The organism is Catenovulum maritimum (assembly GCF_001050375.1).
Taxonomy (GTDB): domain Bacteria; phylum Pseudomonadota; class Gammaproteobacteria; order Enterobacterales; family Alteromonadaceae; genus Catenovulum; species Catenovulum maritimum.
On record NZ_KQ130483.1, the window covers coordinates 326,449 to 340,241 of the forward strand.

Annotated in this window: 9 protein-coding genes; 5 read left to right on the top strand and 4 right to left on the bottom strand. The window is 37.6% G+C overall.

Annotation, left to right across the window (positions count from 1 at the left end; translation table 11 throughout):
* Window positions 1-136: 136 nt before the first annotated feature.
* Window positions 137-1,240, top strand: coding sequence for an ABC transporter substrate-binding protein (locus XM47_RS04015; RefSeq protein WP_048689952.1), 1,104 nt, complete (start codon window positions 137-139; stop codon window positions 1,238-1,240).
* Window positions 1,237-4,119, top strand: a complete 2,883-nt coding sequence (locus XM47_RS18705; RefSeq protein WP_053084507.1) for a hybrid sensor histidine kinase/response regulator — start codon at window positions 1,237-1,239, stop codon at window positions 4,117-4,119. Before XM47_RS04015 ends, XM47_RS18705 begins: the two co-directional genes overlap by 4 nt.
* Window positions 4,120-4,122: 3 nt before the next feature.
* Here the strand turns inward: XM47_RS18705 and lptG are convergent, their stop codons facing one another.
* Together lptG and lptF are read right to left on the bottom strand one after the other, a co-directional pair.
* Window positions 4,123-5,190 (bottom strand): LPS export ABC transporter permease LptG, encoded by a 1,068-nt coding sequence (gene lptG / locus XM47_RS04025; RefSeq protein ID WP_048689955.1) that lies wholly within the window; start codon window positions 5,188-5,190, stop codon window positions 4,123-4,125.
* A complete protein-coding gene (gene lptF / locus XM47_RS04030; RefSeq protein WP_048689958.1) occupies window positions 5,190-6,299 on the bottom strand; it encodes an LPS export ABC transporter permease LptF in 1,110 nt (369 codons plus the stop codon). Before lptF ends, lptG begins: the two co-directional genes overlap by 1 nt.
* Window positions 6,300-6,561: 262 nt before the next feature.
* On the opposite strand from lptF, the gene pepA reads away from it, so the two are divergent.
* Genes pepA through XM47_RS04045 form a run of 3 tightly spaced genes read left to right on the top strand, consistent with a single transcriptional unit; the run spans window position 6,562 to window position 11,414 of the window.
* A complete protein-coding gene (gene pepA, locus XM47_RS04035) occupies window positions 6,562-8,073 on the top strand; it encodes a leucyl aminopeptidase (RefSeq protein ID WP_048689963.1) in 1,512 nt (503 codons plus the stop codon).
* An 11-nt stretch (window positions 8,074-8,084) separates the two neighbouring features.
* A complete protein-coding gene (locus tag XM47_RS04040; RefSeq protein WP_048690128.1) occupies window positions 8,085-8,543 on the top strand; it encodes a DNA polymerase III subunit chi in 459 nt (152 codons plus the stop codon).
* A 21-nt stretch (window positions 8,544-8,564) separates the two neighbouring features.
* Entirely contained in the window at window positions 8,565-11,414 is a 2,850-nt protein-coding gene (locus XM47_RS04045; RefSeq protein WP_048689966.1) for a valine--tRNA ligase, read from the top strand.
* A gap of 75 nt (window positions 11,415-11,489) precedes the next feature.
* On the opposite strand, the gene XM47_RS04050 is transcribed toward XM47_RS04045, so the two are convergent.
* Together XM47_RS04050 and XM47_RS04055 are read right to left on the bottom strand one after the other, a co-directional pair.
* Window positions 11,490-11,834 carry a response regulator gene (locus XM47_RS04050; protein ID WP_048689973.1) on the bottom strand — a complete coding sequence of 115 codons (345 nt, stop codon included), beginning with the start codon at window positions 11,832-11,834 and terminating at the stop codon, window positions 11,490-11,492.
* A gap of 6 nt (window positions 11,835-11,840) precedes the next feature.
* Complete coding sequence (locus tag XM47_RS04055) at window positions 11,841-13,667, bottom strand: PAS domain-containing sensor histidine kinase (protein ID WP_048689975.1); 1,827 nt, start codon at window positions 13,665-13,667, stop codon at window positions 11,841-11,843.
* Window positions 13,668-13,793: the final 126 nt, after the last annotated feature.

Sequence of the window (13,793 nt, forward strand, 5' to 3'; positions counted from 1 at the left end):
TCTTTTACTATTTTAAATCAAGATTTAGAAAAGCGTTAATTCAGATATAAATTTCCGTTTCGAATCGCAGCAATTCTTTTAACATAAGCTAAACTATTCAAAACAAACTAAATAAAGTCATTGATTTGAGGTCGCTTTGAAACCACAGGTTTTGATTATACTTTCTTTACTCCTCTCTTTTGGGGGACAAGCAAAACAAAACATCTCTGCGGTATATATTCCCCTAGCAGATCATTACGCTGCCATAGTTGCTCATCATAAGTATAAAGATAAAATGCAATACGCTAACTTTGAACTTAAGCAAATGAAGAATTGGGACTTATTACAAGCTTACTTTTTAGAAGAGAAATCGGATATAGCTTTTGTCATGAGTCCATTGGCAATGCACATGTATCATAAAAAACCTAATTTCAAGTGGATTGGACTTATGCATAGAGATGGCAATGCTTTGGCTATCAATGAGGAGTTAGAAAAATTAATCCCCATTGCTAAAAGTAGAAAAGATAGAGCCGCAGATGAAAAAACAGCCAAAGCTATACTTGCTACTTACCACAAAACCAATCGACCAATCGAAATTGCCCTGCCTCATTTACAGTCCACTCATGCAGTCGTGCTATACCAATACTTAAAAAATCATGGGCTGAGTATGAGTATTTTACCTAATGCTGATACCCATGTTATTGGGGTGAGTATAGCGCCACCGAAAGCTCCATTATTTCTCCTTCGCAAAAGTATTAGAGGCAAAGCTGCTGCATTTGAACAATCTCTACCTTGGGCTGATGTGGTAGAAACAGAAGGTTTTGGCAAAGTAGCTTGGTATTCAAAACAAGTTTTAAAATCGAATGTTGGCCATGTAGAGTGCATAGCACTGGCGAATAATACCGCGATTAAGAATAAGCAAGCAGCTATAAAAGAAGTCATGTTTTACATTCATAAAGCAGGCCAAGATATTGAGCAAGCAAGAAGCAACCAGCAAGCATTAGCCGAACTAGTCGATATCATTCATCAATACATACCGTCACACACAGCTAAAGCAATAATCGCGAGTTTAGATCCTGAATTAAAAGTAATTAATTACAATCAATTAAATATTGACAAAGCAGGTTTAAACCAAATCATGCAAATCGCTGTTGAAGCCAGAATTTTAAAACAGAAAATTGATATAGATAAGTTTGCCGATGAGCGTTTTAACATAGATTTAAACCTTTCTAGTCACGCTAAGTTTGGTGACCCGCTATGAGTGACAACGTCAACGCTAAAGTCAAAGCGAAAGACAAAAACTACACATCAATCAAGCATACCCTGATTTTATGGTTTTTAATTTTATCTATTGCACCACTCATCCTAGTGTCTTGGCTAAATTTTCAATCCGCTAGTCAGGATTTAGTGAAAGCGGCTTCCAGCCAATTAGAAAACACGTCCCGATTAAGTATTCAATTTATTAAAAATTGGTTTGATTATCGTTTTATGGATTTAGAGGCTCAAGCAGAGTCAGAGACAAATACTCGATTTTTAATTGAATTAAAACAAATGTTAGAACAGGAGAATACGTCTCCGCCTGATTTTGTCGAATCTTATTCTTGGACCAAATTAACTCATAAACTTGGCAGTGATTTAGTCAAATATAACTATAACTATGATTACGTTTACGATTTATTTTTAATCGATGATAACGGCAATATACTCTTTACTGTGGTTAAAGAATCTGATTTAGGCCAAAGCTTATTGTCTTCACCTGAGTTAGCAACGAGTGGTTTAAGTCAAGCCTATCGATATAGTTTAACAACTGGTAAACCAGCATTTTCAGGCATTGAGCGCTACGCGCCTTCTAATGGCGAACTTGCCGGCTTCATCACAGCACCTATCATTAACGATAATGCTGAAATCATAGGTGTTTTTGCGATCCAATTACGACTAGACAGAATTTTTAACCTATTGATTAATCACAGAGAAAACAATAACCAAATTAACTACTATCTAATTAATGAGCAAGGTCTGCTTTACACACCGATAAATACAAATAATTGGAATCAAGTTTTAAGCTCTCAAGTTCTCACACCTCCAATAAGACAATGGCAAACAGCACTACAATCAAATCAAATTTTGAATCATGAAAATATTAGGACAAATACTTATATAGGGCCCGATTCAACCCCAGTTATTGGCACTTTACACCCAATCAAAATTGCCAACCAAAATTGGGCGCTCATTAGTGAAGTAAACGAAGACATAGCCCTAGCACCAGCAAAAAACTTAGCCTATCTAGGTATTTTATTACTGTTTATCACTAGCTTACTCGTTGTGATTGTCGCCATATACAGAGCAAAAAATATAACCCAGCCTTTATCCAAACTGGCAAAAGCGAGCATGCGCGTCGCATCGGGTGAAACAAATCAACAAGTCGAAATCATAGAAAATAATGAAATTGGGAAATTAGCATATGCTTTTAATCATATGCTAACAGTTAGGAAACAGCACGAAGAAGAACTCGTCTTAGCCAAAGACAAGGCTGAAATTGCGGCACAAGCAAAAGGCGACTTTTTGGCAACTATGAGTCATGAAATACGCACGCCTATGAATGGTATTCTAGGTATGCTCAGTTTACTACTGCACGACAATTTAAATGAAAAACAAAAACATTACGCCAAACTAGCAAAAGCAAGTGGCGAATCATTACTGACTATCATCAATGATATTTTAGATTTCTCTAAAGTAGATGCAGGTAAACTCGAATTAGAGAATTTAGATTTTAATCTCAGGCGTGAAATTGGCGATTTTTCAGAGTTAATGTCTTTCAAAGCGCAAGAACAAGGGCTTGAGCTAATTCTAGACTTAACTCATATTGAGCAGTCTATGGTCAAAGGCGATCCGGGCAGACTCAAGCAAATATTAACCAACCTTGTCGGTAACGCACTTAAATTTACCGAAAAAGGTGAAATCGTGATTAGAGCTTCAACCAAAGCTATCAATGATTCAGAATTAAGCTTTCACTGCTCCATCCAAGACACAGGTATAGGCATTAACCCAGATAAAACATCTAGCTTATTCGATTCATTTACCCAAGTAGATGCTTCTACCACACGTAAATACGGTGGCACAGGTTTAGGCTTAGCCATAGTCAAAAAGCTTTGTTTATTAATGAATGGGGATATTTCTGTAACGAGTCAAAAAGGCCAAGGTACCTGCTTTACTTTCCACCTAAAACTTGGGGTTAGTGAACAATCAGAATATGTGTTACCTAAGTTTGATATCAAACAAAAACATATTCTGATTGTCGATGACAACCAAACAAATTTAGCAGTATTACAAGGCCAACTTGAAAACTGGGGAGCCATTGTAACCCAAGCGAGTTCAGCTGACAGTGCCCTAAACTTATTAGACCAAACTGAATATGCAGAACAATTTGAAGTTGCGCTGCTAGACATGCAAATGCCAGTAATGGACGGCGCAGAATTAGGAACAATCATTCGACAAAATAAAAACTTAGATCATATTAAATTAATTATGATGACTTCGTTGGATAGACCAGGAGATCCTGAGTTGTTTGGTGAAATAGGATTTAATGCTTATTTTACCAAACCTGCGACAACATCTGATTTATTAGACTCGCTAGCTGTGGTTTTAAGCGGTGGAAAAGTACTGGAAAAGGCAACTCCTTTAGTCACACATAACTACTTAAAATCATTAAAAAGAGCAGACGAAGCGACCCAAGATAATCAAGTTAACTGGCGAGAAAACAAAAGATTACTACTGGTAGAAGACAACTTTATTAATCAAACTGTAGCACTCAATTTATTGGAAAACATGCAATTAAATTGCGATTTAGCTGGCGATGGCGTGGAAGCACTTAAAGCCCTATCTGACTCAGAATTAAGCCAAGAATATGACCTAATTCTAATGGATTGTCAGATGCCTGAAATGGACGGCTATGAAGCAACTCAACATATCAGAAAAGGTTCGGCTGGAGAGCAATTTAAAAACATTCCAATTATCGCCATGACAGCTAATGCTATGGTCGGCGACAAACAAAAGTGCCTAAACGCAGGTATGACAGATTATTTAAGCAAACCAATTGATCCGCAAGCGCTAGAAAAAATGATCGAGAAATGGCTTAGGTAAACTCTATCTTTGCCGCTTAATCATATTGATCGCAATCAATGTAAATAAAAGGCTTGGCAGTAAAGCACCTAACACAGGAGGAAACTCGTATACCAAGACAACAGGACCAAAAATACGGTTCGAAATAAAGAAACCAAAACCAGTCATCACACCCATTAAAATACGTGTGCCCATAGAGGTACTGCGTAATGGACCAAAAATAAAAGATAATGCCATTAACATCATTACCGCAACGGTTATCGGCTGTAAAATTTTACGCCAAAAAGCGAGTTGGTAGCGCCCTGACTCTTGCTCATTGGTTTTGAGGTAATCTAAATAATCAGACAACTCGGTAATAGATAAAGCTTCCGGTGTCGCTGCAACTATAGTCAATTTATCTGGGGTTAATTTAGTCTGCCAAACTTGTTCATTAAAGGTGATTTTTTCAATCTTATCTGGGCTGATTAAAGTTTCTTCTACATTCTTGAGTAACCAATCCGATTGTTGAAACTCAGCAGATTGAGCACTGACGACTTTGGTTAGATTCAGAGATTTATCGAAGTCATATATAGTCACATCAGACAATTTTTCTGGGTGTTTAGCGTCACCTACATGAACAAATTTACCAATATCTTTTAACCATATCTGTTTAGCTGAAGTCTCTTGTTGACTGCCATAAATTGCGCCATTTCTGAGTTCATCACCCAGTTGTTCTAACTTTGGAGCAAAATACTCACCAATAATCAAAACAATAACGACTAATACAGTCGTCGTTTTCATTACAGACTTGATAATCTTAAGACGTGACATACCTGCAGCTTGGAGTACGATCAACTCACTATTCGAAGCTAAGGCCCCTAATCCAATTAACCCGCCTAGCAAAGCAGCCATTGGAAAAAAAACTTCTAAGTCGCGAGGCATAGAATATAAAACAAACATAGAGGCATCAGACATAGTATAGGTCCCACGTCCAATATACCTAAGCTGCTCTACAAATCGAATCAATCCACTTAGTGCAGTTAACATAAGTACAGAGAAAAAAGTAGAAGCGGCTATGGCTTTACCTATATACAAATCAACTAACTTAAACATTATGCTTTGCTCCTTGTGAATATACTGAGGAGCTGTCTACCTAATGTTCTTTCCATGGTAAATAAATAGATACCGTAAACCAAAGCGCCCGCATGTATCCACCAAAGTCCTAATTTCATCGGTATTTTGCCATCTTCTAGTGCCGAGCGTCCTGCCATCAGTAATAAAAAATAAACTAGGTAAATTGCAAATGCTGGTACTAATTTGGCGTATTTACCTTGCCTTGGTTTTACCCTAGCTAAAGGCACAGCAATTAAAGCGACAATAATGACAGCAAGCGGTAAGGATATACGCCACTGTAATTCAGCTTGTGCTGCGCTATCATCCCGAGATAATAGCTCTAAAGTAGGTATCGCCATTATTTTAAGTCTTAGTTCTTCAATCGTTTGCTCTTTGATGATCATGCTATAACGCTGGAAGTCAGAAAGTTTATAATCCAGCATACCTATACTCCCCTGATAAGCATGACCATCTGTTAGTCTAAGCATTTCTGCGCCTGTTGAAACCTGCTCGACATAGCCTTTTTCCGCATAGACTAAATTAAAACGATTGCCGATTTGTTCTCTATTTTGAACCTGAGCAACAAAGATTTTCTCTAACTCTTGCGTATCTTTATCTGAACTATGAACAAAAATGACGGATTTTTGATTACTAGAATATTGAAATTGCCCCGGCATTAGAGTTGCCAACCCAGCATCGGCTTTAATTTCTTGCCTTAAAATTTCTCTTTGTTCATATGACGATGGTGTCCACCACAAAGTATGAAACGCGGTTAATAATGCAATTAATAACGCGAGCACTAAAGTGACACGAGTAACATACCATTCGCTGACACCACAAGCCTTAACGACTGTCATTTCACTATCAGCGTACATTTGCCCATGCGCTAGAAAAATACCAATAAAGAGGCTTAGAGGTAAAATCAATCCTGATAATGGCGGAATATTAAGCATAAGCATGCCAAATACGAGTTCTGTGGGTACTTTTCCTTCCAATGCATCATCTAAAACACGCATTAAAGTTTGCGAAGTAAAAATTGTCAGTAAAACAGTAAAAACCGCTAATTGGGCTTTAAATGTTTCTGCAAAAATATAACGAAAAATAATCAAGAGAATGTCCGTAAAATTTGTATTTTGATGCAATCACGAATAAATTTAAGTAAACTGGTTATTTTTATAATAAAAATCTATTTATTGCAGTCCAATATGGCAAAATTTGAGTTAGAATCAAAAATAATTAAATAGTCTAACCGAATTTTTGACTATTATTTACTGATTATTCTCATTCGTCCAATTTGATTGGGATAATAATCAAAAAATTAATTAAAAAACAAATAAGATTAATCTCGATCCATCGTATTTAGAGGTCAATATGGAATTTAGCGTCAAAAGTGGTAGTCCTGAAAAACAGCGCAGTGCTTGTATTGTAGTTGGCGTGTTTGAACCGCGTCGGTTAACACCTGTTGCTGAGCAATTAGATAAAATTAGTGATGGCTACATTAGTAACCTATTAAGACGTGGCGATATCGAAGGTAAAGCCGGTCAAATGCTGCTTTTACACCATGTACCTAACGTATTAAGTGAACGTATTTTACTCGTAGGTTGTGGTAAAGAACGTGAACTAGATGAGCGCCAATATAAACAAATTATTGCAAAAACAATTAATACGCTGAACGAAACAGGTTCAATGGAAACAGTTTGTTTCCTGTCTGAATTACATGTTAAAGGTCGAGACAATTACTGGAAAGTAAGATTAGCAGTTGAAGCAGCTCAAGATTGCTTATATACCTTCAACCAGCTGAAAAGTAAAAAAGAAGAAGCTCGTAGACCGCTGCGCAAAATTGTATTTAATGTGCCAACTCGTCGCGAGTTAGTGTCTGGCGAAAAAGCAATCGAGCATGGGCTAGCTATCACCGCAGGACAAAAAGTTTGTCGTGACGTTGCTAATATGCCACCTAACATTTGTAACCCTGAATATTTAGGCGAACAAGCACTTGATTTGGCAAATAGATATTCAACTGTCACCACTCACTTAGTTAAAGAAGCTGAAATGGCTGAATTGGGTATGGGTTCTTATTTAGCAGTTGGTCGAGGTTCAGAAAATGAATCTGTTATGTCAGTGATTAGCTACACAGGTGAAAATGCACCTGAAGACGCTGCACCTATCGTTTTAGTTGGTAAAGGCCTTACTTTTGATACAGGTGGTATTTCATTAAAACCAGGTCCTGGCATGGATGAAATGAAATATGACATGGGTGGTGCAGCCAGCGTACTAGGCACAATGAATGCGCTTGCTGAATTAAATTTACCAATCAAAGTAATTGGTATATTAGCCGGCTGTGAAAACATGCCTGCAGGTAATGCTTATCGCCCGGGCGATATTCTTACGACAATGTCAGGTTTAACCGTTGAAGTATTAAATACAGATGCCGAAGGCCGTTTAGTATTATGTGATGCCTTAACTTATGTAGAGCGCTTTAACCCTGACGTAGTAATTGATGTTGCAACCTTAACCGGTGCATGTGTTATCGCCTTGGGTCACCATGCAACTGGTGTTATGGGTAATCATAATCCGTTGTCGCATGATTTAATTAATGCTTCAGAGCAATCAGGCGATAAAGCTTGGCGCCTACCTTTATGGGATGAGTATCAAGAGCAAATTGAAAGTCCATTTGCCGATATTGCCAATATAGGTGGTAAGCCAGCTGGTAGTATTACAGCAGGTTGCTTCTTATCTCGCTTTACCAAAAAGTATCATTGGGCACATTTAGATATTGCCGGTACTGCATGGGTGAGTGGTAAAAATAAAGGTTCAACAGGACGTCCTGTCCCTTTATTAACCCAATATTTAATTAATCGCGCGAACAATAAAAGCCAAGATTAGTGGCCAATACCATGACACAAGTTACTTTTTTTATCATGCCTGAATCACCTCAAGTTGACTCTACGTCAGAGGCTGATTTGCATCAATTTGCTTGTGAATTAACGGCTAATCTCTATCGCGATAAGCAAAAAGTTTTTATCTATACCAAAGATAAAAAAACTGCCGAAGCGATAGATGAAACCCTCTGGCAATTTTCACCTGAGCATTTTGTTGCACACAATCTGCAAGGTGAAGGCCCTAGTTTTGGTTCGCCAGTTGAAATTGGCGACCAAGCGCCAACCAATAGGTATCCAATATTAATTAACTTTAGCCAGCAAGTGCCTCAATTCGGAAGAAAATTTCAGCACATTTATGATTTTGTGCCAGCTGACGAAGTACAGAAACAAGCTGCTAGAGAAAGATACAAAGCATTTAGACAAGCTGGCTATGTGATTCAAACAAGCCCAGCTGAAATCGCCAATTTTAAGTAAAAAATTTGAGTACAGAGTTTTATGGAAACTAAGTTTAATCCAAGCGCAATCGAGCAAGCCTTATATCAATCATGGGAAGAAAAAGGTTACTTTAAACCATCAGGTCAAGGTGATTCATATTCAATTATGATACCGCCACCAAACGTAACTGGTAGCTTACACATGGGACATGCGTTCCAAGATACCATTATGGATACCTTAATTCGCTACAAGCGTATGCAAGGCAACAACACGCTTTGGCAAGTTGGTACTGACCATGCTGGTATTGCAACCCAAATGGTTGTAGAAAGAAAACTAGCTGCCGAAGAAGACAAAACACGTCATGATTTGGGTCGCGATGCTTTCATCGACCGTATTTGGGATTGGAAAAAAGAATCTGGCGGCACTATCACGAAACAATTAAGACGCTTAGGTGCTTCTGTTGATTGGGATCGTGAACGTTTTACTATGGATGAAGGTTTATCTGAAGCGGTTAAAGAAGTTTTTGTTCGCTTACATAAAGAAGACTTAATCTATCGTGGTAAACGCTTAGTTAACTGGGATCCAAAACTTCATACTGCAATTTCTGACCTAGAAGTTGAAAACAAAGATAAAAAAGGTTCAATGTGGAACCTAAGATATCCACTCGCCGATGGTGTTAAAACCCAAGACGGCAAAGATTACATAGTTGTTGCTACGACTCGCCCAGAAACCATGTTAGGTGATACGGGTGTGGCTGTTAACCCTGAAGACGAAAGATACCAAGATCTAATTGGTAAAGACATCATATTACCTATAGTTAACCGCCGCATCAGCATCGTCGCTGACGAGCATGCTGATATGGAAAAAGGCACAGGTTGTGTAAAAATCACTCCAGCACACGACTTTAACGATAACGAAGTCGGTAAACGCCATCAGCTTCCTATGATCAACATCTTTGATAAAGATGCTGCAATTTTAAGCCAAGGTGAAAGCTACGACTTTACTGGTAAAGCAATTGAACTAGACGCGCCAATTCCTGAGCGCCTACATGGATTAGACCGTTTTGCTGCACGTAAAGCAATCATAGCTGAATTTGAAGAAGCGGGTTTACTCGAAGAGATTGAAGATCACAGTTTAACTGTTCCATATGGTGACAGAAGTGGCGTTGTTATTGAGCCATTACTAACAGACCAATGGTACGTTAGAGTAGCGCCTCTAGCTGAGCCTGCAGTTCAAGCCGTTAAAGATGGTGAAATCCAGTTTGTACCAAAACAGTACGAAAACATGTACTTCTCTTGGATGAATGACGTTCAAGACTGGTGTATTTCTCGTCAGTTATGGTGGGGTCACAGAATTCCAGCTTGGTATGACGAAAATGGTCAAGTGTATGTCGGTCGAGATGAAGCTGAAGTGCGTGCCGAAAACCAATTAGCCGATGACGTGAAATTAACCCAAGATGAAGATGTTTTAGATACATGGTTCTCATCTGCACTTTGGACTTTCTCAACTCTAGGTTGGCCAGAACAGACACCCGATCTTAAAACATTCCACCCGACCGATGTATTAGTCACTGGTTTTGACATTATTTTCTTCTGGGTTGCTCGTATGATCATGATGACGATGCACTTTAATAAAGATGAAAATGGTAAAGCGCAAGTGCCATTTAAAACCGTTTATGTGACTGGTCTGATCCGTGATGAAAACGGTGACAAGATGTCAAAATCGAAAGGTAACGTACTCGACCCTATCGATATGATAGATGGTATAGATTTAGAATCTTTAGTTGAAAAGCGCTGTGGCAACATGATGCAGCCTCAGCTAGCTAAAAAGATCGAAAAGAATACTCGCAAAGCATTTGAAGCAGGGATTGAAGCACACGGTACTGATGCGCTTAGATTCACATTAGCGGCGATGGCTTCAACAGGACGCGATATCAATTGGGATATGAACCGGCTAGAAGGCTACCGTAACTTCTGTAATAAGTTATGGAATGCAAGCCGTTATGTGTTGATGAACACTCAAGATCAAGATTGTGGCTATGGCGACAACCAAGATTTTGAATACTCATTAGCGGACAGATGGATCTTAGGCCAGTTCGAAAACACTGTAAAAACCTTCACCGATCATTTAGACAACTATAGATTCGATTTAGCGGCAAATACAGCTTACGAATTCACTTGGAACCAGTTCTGTGATTGGTATTTAGAATTAACTAAACCTGTGTTGAATTCGGGTACTGAAGCACAGCAAAGAGCAACTCGCTATACGCTTATTACCGTATTAGAGAAACTATTACGTTTAATGCACCCACTTATTCCTTATATCACAGATGCAATTTGGAAAAACGTGGCGCCATTAACGGGTGTTAATCAAGATACTATTATGCTCCAAGCCTTCCCTACTTTTGATGCGAATAAAGTAGACGAAGCAGCAATGGCTGATTTAGATTGGGTTAAACAGTTTATTTTAGGTATACGAAATATTCGTGGTGAAATGGATATATCTCCGAACAAACCACTAAATACATTCATTAAAAATGCAAGCGCAGAAGATAAGCGCCGATTAACAGAAAACCAAGGTTTCTTGCAAGGTTTAGCCAAACTGGAAAGCATTACAGTGCTGAATGAAGGAGACGAAGCGCCTGTTTCATCTGCTGCATTAGTCGGTGAAATGTCTATCTTAATTCCTATGGCGGGTTTAATTGATGTTGAAGCTGAGCTTGCTCGAATCGACAAAAATATCGAAAAAATTGCTAAAGACTTAGCTCGTGTTGAAGGCAAGCTGAAAAATGATAATTTTGTCAGCAAAGCACCTGCTGCCGTCATTGACAAAGAAAAAGCTAAATTAGCTGAAATGCAAACTGCTATCAGTAAATTAGAAGAACAAAAATCGACGATTAAAGCACTTTAATCGCGCAATTTTGCACTCTGAAAAATAGTCTGAAAAAGCCGATCACTAGATCGGCTTTTGATACCTAAACCCGGGCTATAAAGATAAATTACATTTGAGAAGGATTTCTTCTATCTCACTAAATTTAAAAGGCTTACTAATAAAATAAATAAATTCGTCACTGTTAGGTTTGGTTAATTCGCCCGTCACCAAGATTTTTGGTATATCCGAACTAATTGCTTTAGCAACTTCAACGCCTGTGGTATCCGCTAATCTATAGTCCAAAAATGCTAAATCTATTTTACGCTCTGAATCATTACAAAACTTTATTGCTTTGTTTGCAGAAGAAAAGGTAAAAATTTCTAAGTTATCGGAAGCAAAATATTCTTCGAACATCTCACAATAAGAAAGCTCATCATCTAAATATATCAGGCTAAACATATACTGCTAACCTCCGTGTTTCGGAAATTGAATTATGAAACAAGTATGAGTACTGTCATTGTTAATCGATATATTGGCTTGATGATCATCGAGAATACCTTTAATAATAGACAAACCTAAGCCCGTACCCTCACCCACATTTTTAGTTGTATAAAAAGGATCAAATATTCTAGGTTGAATAGATTCTGGTATACCAGAACCAGAGTCAATTATTTCAAGCTGTACTAAGCTGCCAATGTCTTGCACAATAATTTTAATCCACTTATCCGCCAAATCTTGAACAGCATCAATTGCATTATTAATTAAATTTATCATAACCTGTTCAATTTCAATCTCATTACACAGTACCATAGCGTTAGAAGAATCCGTGTAATTTAATTCAACTAGTTCTCGCTGTAACTTAGGTTGAGTTAAAGTAATCGCTTCTTCAATAATTTGCGATATCGAATAAGCATTTTTGACATTAACTTCATCTGTTCTTGAAAATTTTCTTAAACTTTTAACTATATGTGAAATACGATCGGCTGATTTATGGATAACATCCATCTTAGTAGCTAGTTTCTCTAATTTAAAATTAGGCCTAGCAACCAGCTCTGCAGTTCCAGAGATAATGCCTAATGGATTATTAATCTCATGTGCAACACTAGCCGATAATTCACCTAATGAAGCAAATTTGGCGTTTTGAGCACTTTTCTGTCTTTCTTTAGCGTATTTTATTTCTGCGCTTTTTCTTAAATCTATATTTTGTATTGTGCCGGATAAGGAAACTATCTTGCCATCTTTATAATTCGGTTTACCATTAGTATATACCCAGACGACATTACCTTTAGCGGTTAATGCCTGTAGCTCTAAACTATAAGATTCCCCATATTGAATCGCTCTGTTAACCGCATTTTCAATGACGGGAATATATTCTGGTGTAAAGAGCTTTATTCCCTCTTCTAATATAGGTTTTGAGTCTACTCTTTGCTCTACTTCTAAAATCTTAAACGTTTCTTCAGTCCAAGTTAGATCACCAGTTTCAATATCTAGCTCCCAGCCACCAACATTCGCAATAGAGTTAGTTTCATTTAAAATTTCGAGCGTTTTAGTTAACTTAGCTTGGTTAACTATACTGTCGGTAATGTCTTGGCGGATAGCCAGATAATTAACTATGTTCCCATCGGCATCAAAAATAGGCGTAAGAACACTTTGAACAAAATAAAATTGACCAGATTTACTAACATTCTTAATCACGCCGGTCCAAGTATTCCCAGAAGAAATAGTCTGCCACATAGACTTAAAAAAAGACTTAGGATGATGCCCCGAATTAACTAATTTGTGGGTTTTGCCGATCAATTCTTGTTTCGAATAACCACTTATCTGGCAAAACTTATCATTAACTTCAATAATGACTCCATTAGAGTCTGTTTTTGCCAAAATAGTTTCTTTATATAGTGCTTTCTCTATTTGCAGCGAAATATTTTGTGCTTTTTTTATTTCAGTAACATCGTGGGCTACTGCAAATATGAGTTGTTTATCTCTATCATAAGAGCCGCTCCATGAGAAAGTTAAATAGTGCCCATGAATATGCCTGTATCTATTTTCAAACTTAACGGTGTCATTACCATCTATTAATTTTTGACACTCAAGTTTGGTTTTTTCGATATCTTCTGGATGGATGAACTCATAGAATGACGTAGATACAAGCACTTCCTGAGGATAACCCAGTACTTTAGTAAAGCTAGGATTAATATACTCAAAAAACCCATTTTGATTAGCCGTGCAGAACATTTCAAATGAGCCATTAACTAGTTTTTTATATATATCTTCTGATGGATAATGTGATTCCATTACTTAACTCAATTATTATTGTTTTATTTATTTTTTAAAGGGAGTAAATATTTTTAATTTGAATCAAAACGCCCCCTAATCTATCAACCGCTTTATAAGCATATTATAAAGTTAGACCATTTTTAA

Coding starts and splice junctions, on each gene's coding strand:
- XM47_RS18705 (WP_053084507.1), top strand. CDS start 1,237: ATGAGTGACAACGTCAACGCTAAAGTCAAAGCGAAAGACAAAAACTAC.
- lptG (WP_048689955.1), bottom strand. CDS start 5,190: ATGTTTAAGTTAGTTGATTTGTATATAGGTAAAGCCATAGCCGCTTCT.
- pepA (WP_048689963.1), top strand. CDS start 6,562: ATGGAATTTAGCGTCAAAAGTGGTAGTCCTGAAAAACAGCGCAGTGCT.
- XM47_RS04040 (WP_048690128.1), top strand. CDS start 8,085: ATGACACAAGTTACTTTTTTTATCATGCCTGAATCACCTCAAGTTGAC.
- XM47_RS04045 (WP_048689966.1), top strand. CDS start 8,565: ATGGAAACTAAGTTTAATCCAAGCGCAATCGAGCAAGCCTTATATCAA.
- XM47_RS04050 (WP_048689973.1), bottom strand. CDS start 11,834: ATGTTTAGCCTGATATATTTAGATGATGAGCTTTCTTATTGTGAGATG.
- XM47_RS04055 (WP_048689975.1), bottom strand. CDS start 13,667: ATGGAATCACATTATCCATCAGAAGATATATATAAAAAACTAGTTAAT.